Below are 15,667 nucleotides of genomic sequence, written 5' to 3'. Positions count from 1 at the left end.
AGAAGCGCGAGGGCGCGCGGAGCGCTCCAGTAGAGTGGTCGCGGACGATGGCAGGGAGCGCGACACGCATCGTGCGCCTCCCGTGCGCCCTATGTCGCCACAGAACCTTCCTTCGATAGGCTGTACTGAATCCGCCCCGACGCAGAGCGCTCGCCTCTGCGCGGCGTCGCCGTACTTGTCACGGCCCTCGCGGTGTTCCGTACCTCTTCGAGCAATCGCACGTAACCACAAGGAGAGTCATCGAGCGATGGCCGGTCCAGCGTTCCGCGCCGCCGCCGTCCGAGTGCGCGTCCCCGCCTCCAGCGCCAATCTCGGGCCTGGCTTCGACGCCCTCGGCCTGGCCCTGGGCCTCTACGACGACGTGGTGGTCCGGGTGGCCGACTCCGGTCTGCACGTCGACATCGCCGGTGAAGGCGCGGAGTCGCTCCCGCGCGACGAGAACCATCTGCTCGTACGCTCCCTGCGCACCGCCTTCGACCTGCTGGGCGGACAGCCCCGCGGCCTCGAGGTGGTCTGCGCCAACCGCATCCCGCACGGCCGGGGTCTGGGCTCCTCCTCCGCCGCCATCTGCGCCGGGATCGTCGCCGCGCGCACGGTGACCATAGGTGGCGCCGAGCGGCTCGACGACGCGGCGATGCTGGAGCTGGCCACCGAGATCGAGGGCCACCCCGACAATGTCGCCGCCTGCCTGCTCGGCGGCTTCACCCTGGCCTGGACGGACGCGGGGTCCGCACGGGCGATCAGGATGGACCCCGCGGATTCCATCGTTCCGGTGGTCTTCGTCCCCGGCCGGCCGGTGCTCACCGAGACCGCCCGCGGCCTGCTGCCGCGCACCGTCCCGCATGTGGACGCCGCGGTCAACGCGGGCCGGGCCGCGCTGCTCGTCGAGGCCCTGACCAGGCGTCCCGAGCTGCTGCTGGCCGCGACGGAGGACCGACTGCACCAGGAATACCGTGCTCCGGCGATGCCCGAGAGCGTGAGCCTGGTGAACCGACTGCGCGCGGACGGCGTCCCCGCGGTCATCTCCGGTGCGGGCCCCACGGTGCTCGCACTGGTCGAGGACGGTGCGGCCGACAAGGTCGCACGACTGGCGGGCGAGGGGTGGGCGGCCAACCGGCTGGCTCTCGACGCCGGGGGGGCGAGCGTCCTGCCGCTCACCTGACACCGCGCTCCGGGGCGGCCCGGAGCCGGGAAAACTCGATAGCCGGTCTTGGAGAGGGGGAATGTTTGTTGGATCCGGTAGTGTTAACCTCAAGTCTGCACCCGATGCCTCTTGGATGTACTCGGAGGCGAGGTGCTCAGTGTCCCCGTCAGGGACCACCCTTCTTCCGGGAGCCTCCCACACTGCCTGAGCAGCCTGCCTGAGCAGTATCGAGCACGCTCCGGAATCGGCGTGGCGGATTCTCGTGAATCCTCCGCCGCGTCGGAACCATGAACTGATCTCTCCGCCGTACCCGGCGGACCACCGCCCCGGCCCGGTCCGTAACGGAAGGACCACAGCCGGACAGCACAACCGGTCGCCGAGCCAGACAGGCCGACGCCCGCTCCAGGGAAGGACCCTTCGTGAGCGACACCACCGATCTGATGGGCGTGAACGCCTCCGGCACCTCCGACAGCGGTGTCGGCAACAACGCGCCCGCCACGGACGCTTCCGCGCCCGCCAACGGTGCTGCCACTGGCGCTGCCCCGCGGCGACGCCGCTCGGGCACCGGCCTCGACGCCATGGTCCTGGCCGAGCTTCAGCAGCTCGCCTCGAGCCTTGGCATCAAGGGCACCGCGCGGATGCGCAAAGGCCAGCTGATCGAGGTCATCAAGGAGAAGCAGGCCGCGGGCTCCGGCTCCGCCCAGAGCTCCGAGAGCACTCCGTCCGACGCGGAGGGGGTGACCAAGCCGAAGCGCCGCACCACCTCCCGGGCCCGTACGGGCGACGACGTCGAGGAGAAGACCGGCGCCAAGTCCTCGAAGTCCGCCGGGAAGGCGGAGAAGGCCGACAAGGCCGACGCCGAGGAGAAGGCCGCGGCCCAGCAGCAGATCGAGATCCCCGGCCAGCCCGGTGAGCCCGCCGGCGATGAGCAGCCGGCCGGTGAGCGGCGCCGCCGCCGGGCCACCGCGCCCGCCACCACCCCCGACTCCGGGGGCACGGCCACCGCTGTCGAGACCAAGACGGAGGCGCGCAGCGACGTCTCCGCGAAGACCGAGGCCAGGACCGAGCCCAAGGGCGACGGGAAGGCCGAGGCCGCCGCCGACAGCGCCGAGGGCAAGGGCGCCAGGAGCGGTGACCGTCAGGAGCGCGGCCAGAAGGGCGACCGCCGGGACCGGCAGCGCGACCGCGGCGACCGCGGCGACCGCCGCGGCAAGGGCGAGGACGGCCAGCAGGGCGGCGGCGGCCGTCAGCAGCGCGACGGGCGCGGCCAGGGCCAGCAGCGCGCCGACGAGGGCGACGACGACTTCGATGGCGGGCGCCGCGGGCGCCGCGGCCGCTACCGCGACCGGCGTGGCCGCCGTGGCCGTGACGACTTCGGCAACGAGCCGCAGGTGTCCGAGGACGATGTGCTGATCCCCGTCGCGGGCATCCTCGACATCCTCGACAACTACGCGTTCATCCGGACCTCCGGCTACCTCCCGGGCCCGAACGACGTCTACGTCTCGCTCGCCCAGGTCCGCAAGAACGGTCTGCGCAAGGGCGACCACGTCACCGGCGCGGTCCGTCAGCCGCGCGAGGGCGAGCGCCGCGAGAAGTTCAACGCGCTGGTCCGGCTGGACTCGGTGAACGGCATGGCGCCCGAAACCGGGCGCGGGCGGCCGGAGTTCGGCAAGCTGACGCCGCTTTACCCGCAGGACCGGCTGCGTCTGGAGACCGAGGCCGGCGGGCTGACGACCCGGATCATCGACCTGGTCGCGCCGATCGGCAAGGGCCAGCGCGGTCTGATCGTGGCCCCGCCGAAGACCGGTAAGACCATGATCATGCAGGCGATCGCCAACGCGATCACCCGCAACAGCCCCGAGTGCCATCTGATGGTCGTCCTCGTCGACGAGCGGCCGGAAGAGGTCACCGACATGCAGCGGTCGGTCAAGGGCGAGGTCATCTCCTCGACCTTCGACCGCCCGGCCGAGGACCACACCACCGTCGCGGAGCTGGCGATCGAGCGGGCCAAGCGCCTGGTCGAGCTGGGCCATGACGTGGTCGTCCTGCTGGACTCGATCACCCGCCTGGGCCGTGCGTACAACCTGGCGGCGCCCGCCTCCGGCCGCATCCTGTCCGGTGGTGTCGACTCGACCGCGCTCTACCCGCCGAAGAAGTTCTTCGGTGCCGCGCGCAACATCGAGGACGGCGGCTCGCTGACCATCCTGGCCACCGCGCTGGTCGAGACCGGCTCGCGCATGGATGAGGTGATCTTCGAGGAGTTCAAGGGCACCGGCAACATGGAGCTCAAGCTCGACCGGAAGCTCGCCGACAAGCGCATCTTCCCCGCGGTGGACGTCGACCCGTCCAGCACCCGCAAGGAGGAGATCCTGCTGGCGCCGGAGGAGCTGAACATCGTCTGGAAGCTGCGCCGGGTGCTGCACGCGCTCGACTCCCAGCAGGCGATCGAGCTGCTGCTGGACAAGATGAAGCAGACGAAGTCGAACGCCGAGTTCCTGATGCAGATCGCCAAGACCACGCCCACTCCGGGCAACAACGGCGACTGACCGGACATCCGCCGGAACGCTCCGTAGCGAGGCCCCCCGCACCGCGGGGGGCCTCGTTGCGTTCCATGAGAGGTGAGCCACATCTTCCGGCCAGGCCGCGGACCGGTTCTGATCATGCTATCGCCCGCGAAAGTGCAGGTCAGAGCGGTAAGGCGGACGAAGGGGGCGAACGGTGCGCCCGGCGGCCCGCGCGAAAACCGGCCATCGCAGATATGCAACCCTGGCGGCCGGCCTTCCATCTGTCAGGTCGGAATACGGGGCCGGAACACAGGCTGATCCCACCGCGCAAACGCGACGCCACGCCTGACCGTGACGGCAGGGGGTACTCGGGCACCACAAAAGAGGACTGAGGAGCACATGGCCGAGGACAGCAGCAACGCACCGGTGAGCCCGGGGCGCCACCGCGCCCGCGGCTCGACGGCGGGACGCCGTCGCAAGCGGCCCAGCACGCGCCGTAGGGCCGTGCTCTACACGGTGTGGACGCTGGCCGCCGTGCTGGTGCTCGGCGGTGCCGGACTCGGCTACCTCTACTACAAGCTGAACGGCAACCTCACCGGCGTCGACGTCAACGCCGCCCTCGGCGCCAACCGCCCCGAGAACGTCGACAACGGCTCGATGGACATCCTCGTCCTCGGCTCCGACTCCCGGGCCGGCAAGAACGCCAAGTACGGCGCGGACGAGGGCACCTCGCGCTCCGACACGGCGATGATCGTCCACGTCTACAAGGGCCACAAGAAGGCCAGCGTCATCAGCATCCCGCGCGACACCCTCGTGGAGCGGCCGTCCTGCACCACCAAGGGCGGGCAGCAGACGCCCGCCGTGCAGGCGGCCATGTTCAACAGCGCCTACGAGGCCGGCGGTCCGGCCTGCACCATCAAGACCGTCGAGTCCATGACGGGCATACGCATGGACCACTTCCTCGAGGTCGACTTCTCCGGCTTCAAGCAGCTGATAGACGACCTCGGCGGCGTCAACATCACCACCACCGCCCCGATCCACGACCAGAAGAGCCACCTCGACCTGGAGCCCGGCGCGCACACCCTGGACGGGGAGCAGTCGCTGGGCCTGGTGCGCACCCGGCACGGCGTGGGCGACGGCAGCGACCTCGGCCGGATCAAGCTCCAGCAGGCGTTCGTCAAGGCGCTGCTCGACCAGATCAAGCACGTGGACGTGTTCGGCAACCCGAAGAAGCTCTACGACCTCGCGGACACCTCCACCAAGGCCCTCACCACCGACTCCGAGCTGGCCTCGGTGAGCAAGCTGAAGGGGTTCGCCGAATCCCTCAAGGGCATCGGCTCGGGCAACATGAAGATGACCACGCTGCCCGTCGAGTACGACCCGCAGAACCCGGCCCGGGTGCTGCCCATGGAGCGCAAGGCCAAGCTGATATGGACCGCGCTCCGTCACGACCAGCCGGTCCCCGCCTCCGCCACCAAGGGCTCCGCGGGCGACGCCACCAGCGCGGGCAAGGTCGTCAAGTAGGGCCGGGAAGAGCCTCATGGGCGGGCCGGGAATATCCCGGCCCGCCCCCCGGTTTTGGGGGATGCGGCCAGTACTGGCAAACTGGATCGTCGGTCCCGGTTCACGGCAGGCAATCCGCCCGTCGACCCGGTGCCCTCCCGAACCTAGGAGATTCCCTTGAAGCGCGACATCCACCCGGAGTACGTCGAGACGCAGGTCAGCTGCACCTGTGGCGCCTCCTTCACCACCCGTAGCACCGTGGGCGGCGGCACCATCCGTGCCGACATCTGCTCCGAGTGCCACCCGTTCTACACGGGCAAGCAGAAGATCCTCGACACCGGTGGCCGCGTGGCGCGGTTCGAGGCCCGCTTCGGCAAGAACGCCGGGTCCGCCAAGAAGTAGCGACCCGCACGGCGCCGGTCTTCGGTCGCCCCTTCCCTGGGGCGACCGGACCGGCGTTTTGTCGTCACCGGCCCTCCGGCACCTTCCGCAACGCCACCACGCAGACCTTTCAGGGAGCCCTCCGATGTTCGAGGCGGTCGAGGAACTCATCGGCGAACACGCCGACCTCGAGAAGCGGCTCGCCGACCCCGCGGTCCACGCCGACCAGCGGGAGGCCCGGCGGCTCAACAAGCGCTACGCCGAGCTGACCCCGGTGATCACCGCCTATCGCGCCTGGAAGCAGGCCGGGGACGACATCGAGACGGCCCGCGAGCTGGCCCAGGACGACCCCGACTTCATCGACGAGGTCAAGGAACTGGAGCAGGGCCGCGAGCGGCTCACCGACCGGCTGCGGCTGCTGCTGGTCCCCCGCGACCCGAGCGACGACAAGGACGTCATCCTGGAGGTCAAGGCAGGGGAGGGCGGCGAGGAGTCCGCGCTGTTCGCCGGCGACCTGCTGCGGATGTATCTGCGGTACGCCGAGCGGATCGGCTGGAAGGCCGAGATCCTCGACTCCAACGGATCCGACCTCGGCGGCTACAAGGACGTCCAGGTGGCGATCAAGGCCAGGGGCACCATCGAGCCCGGCCAGGGCGTCTGGGCCCGGCTGAAGTACGAGGGCGGGGTGCACCGGGTGCAGCGGGTGCCCGCCACCGAGTCCCAGGGCCGTATCCACACCTCCGCGGCCGGTGTGCTGGTCACGCCCGAGGCCGAGGAGGTCGAGGTGGAGATCGGCCCCAACGATCTGCGGATCGACGTCTACCGCTCCTCCGGACCCGGCGGCCAGTCGGTCAACACCACCGACTCCGCGGTGCGCATCACCCACCTGCCCACCGGCATCGTCGTCTCCTGCCAGAACGAGAAGAGCCAGCTCCAGAACAAGGAGCAGGCGCTGCGCATCCTGCGCTCGCGGCTGCTGGCCGCGGCCCAGGAGGAGGCCGAGCGGGAGGCGTCGGACGCGCGGCGCAGCCAGGTCCGCACCGTCGACCGGTCCGAGCGCATCCGTACCTACAACTTCCCGGAAAACCGGATCTCGGACCACCGTGTCGGTTTCAAGGCGTACAACTTGGACCAGGTGCTCGACGGTGAACTCGATCCGGTCATCCAGGCGTGCGTCGACGCCGACGCGGCCGCCAAGCTGGCGGCCGCGAGCTGAGCCCCCCACTGATCAACGCTTCGTGCCCTTGTCCGGACCGGCTGGAGGAATTCAGTGAACGTGCTGCTCGCCGAGGTGGCGCAGGCCACTCAGCGGCTGGCCGACGCGGGCGTGCCCTCACCGCGCTTTGACGCGGAGGAGCTCGCCGCCTTTGTGCACAGCGTCAAGCGGGGAGAGCTGCACGGCGTGCCCGACGCCGACTTCGACGCCCGCTACTGGGAGGCGGTCGCCCGCCGCGAGGCCCGTGAGCCCCTTCAGCACATCACCGGCCGCGCCTTCTTCCGCTATCTCGAGCTCCAGGTCGGCCCGGGGGTCTTCGTACCCCGGCCGGAGACCGAGTCGGTGGTCGGCTGGGCGATAGACGCGGTGCGCGCCATGGACGTCGTCGAACCGCTCATCGTCGATCTGTGCTCGGGTTCCGGGGCCATCGCGCTCGCGCTCGCCCAGGAGGTGCCGCGCTCCCGGGTGCACGCCGTGGAGCTGGACGAGGGCGCCCTGCGCTGGGCCCGCAAGAACGTCGAGGGGTCCCGCGTCGTTCTCCATCACGCGGACGCGTTGACGGCCCTGCCCGAGCTCGACGGGCAGGTGGACCTCGTCATCAGCAACCCGCCGTACATCCCGCTGACCGAGTGGGAGTACGTGGCGCCGGAGGCCCGCGATCACGACCCCCAGCTCGCGCTCTTCTCCGGTGAGGACGGCCTCGATGTCATCCGTGGCCTGGAGCGCACCGCCCACCGGCTGCTGCGCCCCGGCGGCGTGGTGGTCATCGAGCACGCAGACACCCAGGGCGGCCAGGTGCCGTGGATCTTCACCGAGGAGCGTGGCTGGGCGGACGCCGCCGACCACCCGGATTTGAACAACCGTCCCCGGTTCGCGACGGCGCGGAAGGCCATGCCGTGACCGGGGCGCGGCTTCGGGACCTGATACGAGGAGGTCCGTTAAGTGACTCCGCCCCCTGCCGGGCAGGCGGCTTCTCACTCGACCGCCGGGGCGACCTCATGACGGACAAGCCCTGCCCGGCGCCTTGTGGCGTGGGACGGATCGTATCAATCCGGTGACGCTCCGCACTACCGGATACAGCGAAGGAGAGATGATGGCACGGCGATACGACTGCGGGGACGCGACCGACCGCAAGACCGGCCTGCGCGAGGCCGCCTCCGCCGTCCGCCGCGGCGAACTGGTCGTGCTGCCCACCGACACCGTCTACGGGATCGGTGCGGACGCCTTCAACGCGGAGGCGGTCGGCGATCTGCTCGAGGCCAAGGGGCGCGGCCGCAACATGCCCACTCCGGTGCTGGTCGGCTCGCCGAACACCCTGCACGGACTGGTCACCGACTTCTCCGAGATGGCCTGGGAGCTGGTGGACGCCTTCTGGCCCGGCGCGCTCACCCTCGTCGCCCGGCACCAGCCGTCGCTCACCTGGGACCTGGGGGAGACCCGGGGCACCGTGGCGGTCCGGATGCCGCTGCACCCGGTGGCGATCGAGCTGCTGACGGACTTCGGCCCGATGGCGGTCTCCAGCGCCAATCTGACCGGACACCCCTCCCCGCAGGACTGCGACGCCGCCCAGGACATGCTGGGGGACTCCGTCTCGGTGTACCTCGACGGCGGGCCGACCCCGGCCGCCGTGCCCTCCTCGATCGTCGATGTGACCGGCAAGGTGCCGGTGCTGCTCCGGGCGGGCGCGCTCACCGCCGAGCAGCTCCGGGAGGTCGTACCCGACCTCGAGGTGGCCAATTGACAGCCCCTGAGGGGCGTGGCATAGCGGAACACCGTGAGAAGAACGCCGAGGCCACCTTCCGCATCCTCCACGTCAGCACCGGCAATGTGTGCCGCTCGCCGATCACCGAGCGGCTGACCCGGCACGCCCTCACCCACCGTCTCGGAAGTGTCCGCACCCGCGGTCTGATCGTGGAGTCCGCCGGCACCTGGGGCCATGAGGGCGCGCCCATGGAGGCGCACGCCGCGACGGTCCTGACCGACTTCGGCGCCGATCCGGCGGGCTTCCTCGGCCGTGAGCTGCTGGACGAGCACGTCATCCGCGCCGACCTGGTGCTGACCGCCACCCGCGACCACCGGGCGCAGGTGATCTCGATGGGGCACTCGGCGGGGCTGCGCACCTTCACGCTCAAGGAGTTCACCCGGCTGGTACGGGCCATAGACCCCGCGACGCTGCCCGACCCGGCGGAGGCGGGCGGCGTGGTGGAGCGCGCCCGCGCCCTGGTGCAGGCGGCGGCCGCGCTGCGCGGCTGGCTGCTGGCGCCCAACGAGGAGGCGGACGAGGTGCACGATCCGTACGGGGCGCCGATCACCTTCTTCCGCTCCATCGGGGACGAGATCAACCAGGCCCTGGACCCGGTCGTCACGGCGCTGACGGGCGTTCCCGCCCCCGCGTAGGGGCCCCTGCGCAGGGATTCCCGCCCCCGCGTGGCCCCTCGGGGACCCGGGGGCGCGCCGTAAGGGGGCCGTCACGGGCCGCACGGCGCGCCGTGCGGCGTCGCGGGGCCTACATTGGGGGTGTCCCCCCGAGTGTCGACCCGCCGTCCCCTCCGAAGGCTGTGAGCACGCCATGGCCGTCACCCCCTGGGGCCCCGATTTCGGGGGCCTCGCCCGCCAGGACCCGGAGCTGGCGGGAATCATCCTGAGCGAGATCGACCGCGTCTCCGGTGGACTCCAGCTGATCGCGGCCGAGAACTACGCCTCGCCGGCCGTGCTGGCGGCGCTCGCCTCACCGCTGGCCAACAAGTACGCCGAGGGCTATCCCGGCGCCCGCCACCACGGCGGCTGCGAGATCGTGGACATCGCCGAGCGGGTGGCCCAGGACCGGGCGAAGGCGCTGTTCGGCGCCGAGCACGCCAATGTGCAGCCGCATTCGGGGTCCTCCGCGGTGCTGGCCGCGTACGCCGCGCTGCTGCGGCCCGGGGACACGGTGCTGGCGATGGCGCTGCGACACGGCGGCCATCTCACCCATGGCTCGCCCGCCAATTTCTCCGGCCGCTGGTTCGACTTCATCGGCTACGGCGTCGATCCGGCGACCGGGCTGATCGACTACGAGCAGCTGCGCGGGCTCGCCCACGCCCACCGCCCGAAGGCGATCGTCTGTGGGTCGATCTCCTATCCCCGCCATCTGGACTACGCCGCCTTCCGTGCCGTCGCGGACGAGGTGGGCGCGTATCTGATCGCCGACGCCGCGCATTCGATCGGTCTGGTCGCGGGGAAGGCGGCGCCGTCCCCGGTGCCGTACGCGGACGTGGTGTGCGCAACGACACACAAGGTGTTGCGCGGGCCGCGCGGCGGGATGCTGCTGTGCGGTGCGGAGCTCGCCGAGCGGGTGGACCGGGCGGTGTTCCCGTTCACCCAGGGCGGGGCCCAGATGCACACCGTCGCGGCCAAGGCGGTGGCGTTCGGCGAGGCCGCGGCGCCCGCCTTCACCACCTATGCGCGGCGGGTGGTGGCCAATGCCCGGGTGCTGGCGGACGCGCTGGTCGGGGAGGGTCTGGCGGTCACCACGGGCGGCACCGACACCCATATGATCACCGCCGATCCGGCCCCGCTGGGCCTGGACGGACGCACCGCGAAGGGCCGTTGCGCGGCCGCCGGGATCGTCCTGGACACCTGCGCGCTGGCGTCCGCCACCGAGCCCCGGGGGTGCGTCAAGGGGCTGCGTCTTGGCACCGCGGCGGTGACCACCCAGGGAATGGGAGCGCCGGAAATGGAGCGCATCGCCAATCTCATGGGAACCGTTCTGCGGGACGAGGGCGTGGTACGGGAAAAGGTGGCGGAACTGGCCGGGAGATTTCCGCCCTATCCGGACGACGGCCGAATCATGCAACCATCCGAAGGTGTAGGACGTCTGTAAGTACGTTCACCGCGAGGCGTCGGACACGCATAGGGTGTGGGGCTGTGATGGCCAGCGATACCTCTGGGGCAGCCTGTGCGTGAATACCTGCTGACTCTGTGCATCACGGCCGCGGTCACCTATCTGCTGACCGGGCCGGTGCGGAAATTCGCCATCGCGGCCGGTGCGATGCCCGAGATCCGCGCCCGTGATGTGCACCGTGAGCCCACGCCACGGCTGGGCGGCATCGCCATGTTCGGCGGGCTGTGCGCGGGACTGCTGGTCGCCGCCCACCTGACCAACCTCAAGGACGTCTTCGAGGTCTCCAACGAGCCACGGGCGCTGCTGTCCGGCGCCGGGCTGATCTGGCTGCTCGGGGTGCTGGACGACAAGTGGGGCGTGGACGCGCTGATCAAGCTGGGCGGCCAGATGATCGCCGCCGGTGTGATGGTGCTCCAGGGTCTGACCATCCTGTGGCTTCCGGTGCCCGGTGTGGGACCGGTCTCGCTGACGCCCTGGCAGGGCACGCTGCTCACCGTCGCGCTGGTCGTCATCACCATCAACGCGGTCAACTTCGTTGACGGGCTCGATGGGTTGGCGTCCGGGATGGTGTGCATCGCCGCCGCCGCGTTCTTCATGTACGCGTACCGCATCTGGTACGGCTACGGCCTGGAGGCGGCCGCGCCCGCCACCCTGTTCGCCGCCATCCTCATGGGCATGTGCCTGGGCTTCCTGCCGCACAACGCCCACCCCGCCCGGATCTTCATGGGCGACTCGGGCTCGATGCTGATCGGGCTGGTGCTGGCGGCGGGCGCCATCTCCATCACCGGCCAGGTGGACCCGGACGCGATGAAGCTGTTCGAGGGGTCCGAGCAGGCCGCGGTGCACGCCACCGTCCCGGTCTACATCCCGCTGCTGCTGCCGCTGACCGTCATCGCGGTGCCCTTCGCCGATCTGGTGCTGGCGATCGTCCGGCGCACCTGGCGCGGTCAGTCGCCGTTCGCCGCCGACCGCGGCCATCTGCACCACCGGCTGCTGGAGATCGGCCACTCGCACAGCCGGGCCGTCCTGATCATGTACTTCTGGTCGGCGCTGATCGCCTTCGGCGCCGTGGCGTACTCGGTGAACTCGGCCGGTGTGTGGTTCGTGCTCGCGATCGTGGCGCTGAGCGGGGTCGGTCTGGTGCTGTTGCTGCTGCCGCGGTTCACCCCGCGCGTGCCGCGCTGGGCGGAGGGGTTCTTTCCGCCGCGCTACCGCCGTGCCAACCGGATCGCCGGGGCCGAGCGGAGCGCCGAGGCGGCCGCGGAGCCGGTGCCGGCCACGGCCGGTGCCGGGGCCGCCACCTCGGGGCCGGAGCCGGCCAAGCCCGAGCCGGTGGGCTCCGGGATGAACGGCGGCGCGAGCAACGGGGCGAGTGGCGGGGCGAACGGTGTGAACGGCGCCACCGCGATCGGCGACCGGTCCCGCTTCGCCCACCGCCGGCGCATCGGAACACCCCAGTAATCTCCCCAGTCATCGCCCCGATGTCCCCAGTCATCGCCCACGGAAGAGGGTGCGGTGAGAGCGGTGAAGATCACAGGACGGCGTCAGCACGGTACACACCTCATAACTCTCCCGTGTGACGTGCAGCACACTCGGTGGGTAAAGACCTCATCAAATAGTTTGTGATACCGTTCACTAAACCCGGTGCTAGACCCGAGGGGCCGTAGGGCGACGGCTCTTCCTCGTGAGGTCCTCTCTGTTCCCGGGGATACGCTCGTCCACGACGAATCGTTGCTTCCGACTCTTGCCGGAGAAACCCTTCATGCAGTCCAACGACGCCAGAACGCTCCTGAGTTGCGCCGTGCCCACAGCCATCGCCGGTGTGGTCGCCGTCGCCGTCGGTTCTGTGCTCGCAGGCGGCAAGGGAGCGATCGGCGCGGGCTTTGGCACATTCGTCGCCGTGGTGGTGATGGCTTCCGGGCTGATCGTGCTGGAGCGCACGGCGAAGCACCTGCCCCATCTGTTCCAGGCCATGGGCATGGTTCTCTTCATGGCCGAGTTCCTGCTGGTGGCGGTCGTGCTCGCGGTGTTCCAGGACACCACGCTGTTCAACGTCAAGGCTTTCGCCCTCGCCCTGCTCGCCGCGACCCTGGTGTGGGTCGGGGCTCAGACCCGTGCGCACATGAAGGCCAAGATCCTCTATGTGGAGCCGGAAGCCGAGGACGAACGCAAGCCCGGGGGAGCGAAGAAGTCCGCTCCCGCCGGGTCCACGCCGTGAGAAGTAGGGCCGGGATAAGAGCATGTGCGCTCACCTGCTATCGTCCGGTGCCATCTGAGGCACAGCGGGCGCAGGTAGCCGAACCCCCCGAATTCACGGGACGGAATCGGTGGCCCATGCAGCTGATGCCCGACATGCCACTCGGCCACGTGCCGATCAGCCGCTCCCACATTCGTAAGACCAGTCCAGTGCCGTTCCGTGGCCGTGTGCCGCGCCGACACAACGAGGTTGCCGTACCCATGCGCCACGCTGAAGGAGCTCGCGGTGAGTTCTGACCAGACGCTCGCCTTCGAGACGAACTGCCACATCTTCGACGGGTGCGGCTTCCCGGCACCCGGACTCCATTCGTTCAAGTTCGAGCCGCTCTTCTCGGTGGGCGGATTCGACTTCAACAAGCCGATGCTGCTCGCGCTGCTGGGCACCGTCGCCATTGTCTGGTTCTTCTGGGCCGCGTTCGGCCGGGCCAAGGTGGTCCCCGGCAAGCTGCAGATGGTCGGCGAAGCCGGTTATGACTTCGTGCGCCGCGGGCTGGTCTACGAGGCCCTCGGCAAGAAGGAGGGCGAGAAGTACGTCCCCCTCATGGTCTCGCTGTTCTTCTTCGTGTGGATCATGAACCTGTGGTCGATCATTCCGGTCGCCCAGTTCCCGGTGACGTCGATCATCGCCTTCCCGGCCGGTCTCGCCGCCATCGTCTACGTCCTCTGGATGTACCTGACCTTCAAGAAGCACGGCTTCGTCGGCGGCTGGAAGAACATCACCGGCTACGACAAGGAGCTCGGCGCGATCCTCCCGATGATCGTCGTGATCGAGTTCTTCTCGAACGTGATCATCCGGCCCTTCACCCACGCGGTCCGGCTCTTCGCCAACATGTTCGCCGGCCACCTGCTGCTGCTGATGTTCACCATCGGCTCCTGGTACCTGCTGAACGGCATCGGGATCGCCTACGCGGGCGCGTCCTTCGTGATGACGATTCTGCTGACCGCCTTCGAGCTGTTCATCCAGGCTGTCCAGGCGTACGTCTTCGTGCTCTTGGCCTGCAACTACGTTCAGGGCGCGCTCGCCGAGCACCACTGAGCACACCTGCCTCCCAGACCATCAGACGTCCGGTGGCCAACCCCCACCGGCCCATGAAACGCAAAGGAAGAACCGGCATGTCCGCTCTCCAGACCCTCGCCGCCGACGGCATCACCGGCAACCTCGGTTCGATCGGTTACGGTCTCGCCGCCATCGGCCCCGGCGTCGGCGTCGGCATCATCTTCGGTAACGGCACCCAGGCCCTGGCCCGTCAGCCCGAGGCAGCCGGCCTGATCCGCGCCAACCAGATCATGGGCTTCGCCTTCTGTGAGGCGCTCGCGCTGATCGGTATCGTCATGGGCTTCCTTTTCAAGTCCTGAACGGACCGCTTTAACCACGACAGACGGAAGGCACTGATGTGAACGCCCTGGTACAGGTGGCGGCTGAGGAGAGTGAGAACCCCCTCATCCCGCCGATCCCGGAGCTGGTCATCGGCCTGATCGCCTTTGCCATCGTCTTCATCTTCCTCGCCAAGAAGCTCCTCCCGAACATCAACCGGGTTCTGGAGGAGCGCCGCGAGGCGATCGAGGGCGGCATGGAGAAGGCCGAGGCCACTCAGGCCGAAGCCCAGCAGGTCCTCGAGGACTACCGAGCCCAGCTCGCCGACGCCCGTCACGAGGCCGCGCGACTGCGCCAGGAGGCACAGGAGCAGGGCGCCGCGCTCATCGCCGAGATGCGCGCGGAGGGTCAGCGGCAGCGTGAGGAGATCATCGCCGCCGGTCACTCGCAGATCGAGGCCGATCGGAAGCAGGCCGCTCAGGCCCTGCGCCAGGATGTGGGCAGGCTCGCCACCGACCTGGCCGGCCGGATCGTCGGTGAGTCGCTCGAGGACGTGGCCCGGCAGAGCCGCACCATCGACCGGTTCCTCGACGAGCTCGAGGCGAAGGCGACCGATGGCTCGAAGGCCGAGGCCGGCCGATGAACGGAGCGAGCCGGGAGGCACTGGCAGCCGCGCGCGAGCGCTTCGACGCCCTGACGGACAACACGGCCGTCGACGCGACGAAGCTCGCCGATGAGCTGGCCGCCGTCACCGCGCTGCTCGACCGCGAGGTCTCGCTGCGCCGGGTCCTCACCGACCCGGCGCAGCCCGGCGAGGCCAAGGCCACGCTTGCCGCGCGGGTGCTGGGCGGACAGGTCGGCGGCGAGACCATCGACCTGGTCTCCGGCCTGGTCCGGGCCCGCTGGTCGCGCTCGCGCGACTTGGTGGACTCGCTCGAGGAGCTGGCCAGCGCCGCCGACCTGGTCGCGGCCGAGCGGGCCGGCACCCTCGACGACGTGGAGGACGAGCTGTTCCGGTTCGGCCGGATCGTCTCCTCCTCGTCCGAGCTGCGCGGCGCGCTCACCGACCGGCGCGCGAGCGTCTCCGCCAAGTCCGGGCTGGTCGGCGAGTTGCTCGGCGGCCGTGCCGACCAGCGGACCGAGCGGCTGGTGATCCGTCTGGTGACCCACCCGCGGGGTCGTAGCCTGGAGGCGGGTCTCGACGAGCTGTCCAAGCTGGCAGCCGAGCGCCGGGACCGTACGGTCGCGGTCGTCACCTCCGCGGTGCCGCTCAGCGACCGGCAGAAGCAGCGGCTCGGTGACGCACTGGGGAAGCTGTACGGACGGAAGATGCACCTGAACCTGGACGTGGACCCCGAGGTCCTCGGCGGGATCTCGGTGCGCATCGGCGACGAGGTCATCAACGGGACCATCGCGGACCGCCTCGAAGAGGCGACCCGGCGGATGGCCGGCTGACACAGCCACCAAC

Annotated in this window: 15 protein-coding genes; all 15 read left to right on the top strand. The window is 70.0% G+C overall.

The genetic code is table 11. The features are described from left to right. Positions 1-247: 247 nt before the first annotated feature. The 15 genes from thrB (at position 248) to NP777_RS25030 (ending at position 15,654) form a co-directional block, all read left to right on the top strand. The gene (gene thrB, locus NP777_RS25100) at positions 248-1,162 is read left to right on the top strand and encodes a homoserine kinase (RefSeq protein ID WP_256652450.1); all 915 of its coding nucleotides are present in this window, start codon (positions 248-250) and stop codon (positions 1,160-1,162) included. 401 nt (positions 1,163-1,563) lie between these two features. After that, the gene (rho, locus tag NP777_RS25095; protein WP_256652449.1) at positions 1,564-3,690 is read left to right on the top strand and encodes a transcription termination factor Rho; all 2,127 of its coding nucleotides are present in this window, start codon (positions 1,564-1,566) and stop codon (positions 3,688-3,690) included. Between the two features lie 357 nt (positions 3,691-4,047). Then, positions 4,048-5,172, top strand: coding sequence for an LCP family protein (locus tag NP777_RS25090; RefSeq protein WP_256652448.1), 1,125 nt, complete (start codon positions 4,048-4,050; stop codon positions 5,170-5,172). Positions 5,173-5,328: 156 nt separating this feature from the next. Further along, on the top strand, positions 5,329-5,553 hold the full coding sequence (gene rpmE, locus NP777_RS25085; RefSeq protein WP_030823398.1) for a 50S ribosomal protein L31: 225 nt from the start codon (positions 5,329-5,331) through the stop codon (positions 5,551-5,553). A 124-nt stretch (positions 5,554-5,677) separates the two neighbouring features. Beyond that, positions 5,678-6,748 (top strand): peptide chain release factor 1, encoded by a 1,071-nt coding sequence (prfA, locus tag NP777_RS25080; protein WP_256652447.1) that lies wholly within the window; start codon positions 5,678-5,680, stop codon positions 6,746-6,748. Positions 6,749-6,802: 54 nt separating this feature from the next. Further along, complete coding sequence (prmC, locus tag NP777_RS25075) at positions 6,803-7,648, top strand: peptide chain release factor N(5)-glutamine methyltransferase (RefSeq protein WP_020868414.1); 846 nt, start codon at positions 6,803-6,805, stop codon at positions 7,646-7,648. Between the two features lie 193 nt (positions 7,649-7,841). Beyond that, the gene (locus NP777_RS25070; RefSeq protein WP_014054918.1) at positions 7,842-8,489 is read left to right on the top strand and encodes an L-threonylcarbamoyladenylate synthase; all 648 of its coding nucleotides are present in this window, start codon (positions 7,842-7,844) and stop codon (positions 8,487-8,489) included. Beyond that, positions 8,486-9,145, top strand: a complete 660-nt coding sequence (locus NP777_RS25065; protein WP_256652446.1) for an arsenate reductase/protein-tyrosine-phosphatase family protein — start codon at positions 8,486-8,488, stop codon at positions 9,143-9,145. Before NP777_RS25070 ends, NP777_RS25065 begins: the two co-directional genes overlap by 4 nt. 172 nt (positions 9,146-9,317) lie before the next feature. After that, entirely contained in the window at positions 9,318-10,607 is a 1,290-nt protein-coding gene (locus NP777_RS25060; protein WP_256652445.1) for a serine hydroxymethyltransferase, read from the top strand. Positions 10,608-10,670: 63 nt separating this feature from the next. Beyond that, positions 10,671-12,089 carry an MraY family glycosyltransferase gene (locus NP777_RS25055; protein ID WP_256652529.1) on the top strand — a complete coding sequence of 473 codons (1,419 nt, stop codon included), beginning with the start codon at positions 10,671-10,673 and terminating at the stop codon, positions 12,087-12,089. A gap of 301 nt (positions 12,090-12,390) precedes the next feature. After that, entirely contained in the window at positions 12,391-12,846 is a 456-nt protein-coding gene (locus NP777_RS25050) for a hypothetical protein (RefSeq protein WP_086880583.1), read from the top strand. A gap of 264 nt (positions 12,847-13,110) precedes the next feature. Next, complete coding sequence (gene atpB, locus NP777_RS25045; protein WP_256652444.1) at positions 13,111-13,920, top strand: F0F1 ATP synthase subunit A; 810 nt, start codon at positions 13,111-13,113, stop codon at positions 13,918-13,920. A 77-nt stretch (positions 13,921-13,997) separates the two neighbouring features. Then, positions 13,998-14,240 (top strand): ATP synthase F0 subunit C, encoded by a 243-nt coding sequence (gene atpE / locus NP777_RS25040; protein ID WP_037951036.1) that lies wholly within the window; start codon positions 13,998-14,000, stop codon positions 14,238-14,240. Positions 14,241-14,278: 38 nt separating this feature from the next. Further along, entirely contained in the window at positions 14,279-14,842 is a 564-nt protein-coding gene (locus NP777_RS25035; protein WP_256652443.1) for a F0F1 ATP synthase subunit B, read from the top strand. Next, entirely contained in the window at positions 14,839-15,654 is an 816-nt protein-coding gene (locus NP777_RS25030; protein ID WP_256652442.1) for a F0F1 ATP synthase subunit delta, read from the top strand. Before NP777_RS25035 ends, NP777_RS25030 begins: the two co-directional genes overlap by 4 nt. Positions 15,655-15,667: the final 13 nt, after the last annotated feature.

It is taken from the genome of Streptomyces rugosispiralis, from assembly GCF_024505145.1.
Taxonomy (GTDB): Bacteria; Actinomycetota; Actinomycetes; order Streptomycetales; family Streptomycetaceae; genus Streptomyces; species Streptomyces rugosispiralis.
This window is presented reverse-complemented; position numbering and strand designations above follow the sequence as displayed.

Excerpts from the sequence above, each read along its gene's own strand:
- thrB (WP_256652450.1), top strand. The coding sequence starts at position 248 with ATGGCCGGTCCAGCGTTCCGCGCCGCCGCCGTCCGAGTGCGCGTCCCC.
- NP777_RS25090 (WP_256652448.1), top strand. The coding sequence starts at position 4,048 with ATGGCCGAGGACAGCAGCAACGCACCGGTGAGCCCGGGGCGCCACCGC.
- prfA (WP_256652447.1), top strand. The coding sequence starts at position 5,678 with ATGTTCGAGGCGGTCGAGGAACTCATCGGCGAACACGCCGACCTCGAG.
- NP777_RS25070 (WP_014054918.1), top strand. The coding sequence starts at position 7,842 with ATGGCACGGCGATACGACTGCGGGGACGCGACCGACCGCAAGACCGGC.
- NP777_RS25060 (WP_256652445.1), top strand. The coding sequence starts at position 9,318 with ATGGCCGTCACCCCCTGGGGCCCCGATTTCGGGGGCCTCGCCCGCCAG.
- NP777_RS25050 (WP_086880583.1), top strand. The coding sequence starts at position 12,391 with ATGCAGTCCAACGACGCCAGAACGCTCCTGAGTTGCGCCGTGCCCACA.
- atpE (WP_037951036.1), top strand. The coding sequence starts at position 13,998 with ATGTCCGCTCTCCAGACCCTCGCCGCCGACGGCATCACCGGCAACCTC.
- NP777_RS25030 (WP_256652442.1), top strand. The coding sequence starts at position 14,839 with ATGAACGGAGCGAGCCGGGAGGCACTGGCAGCCGCGCGCGAGCGCTTC.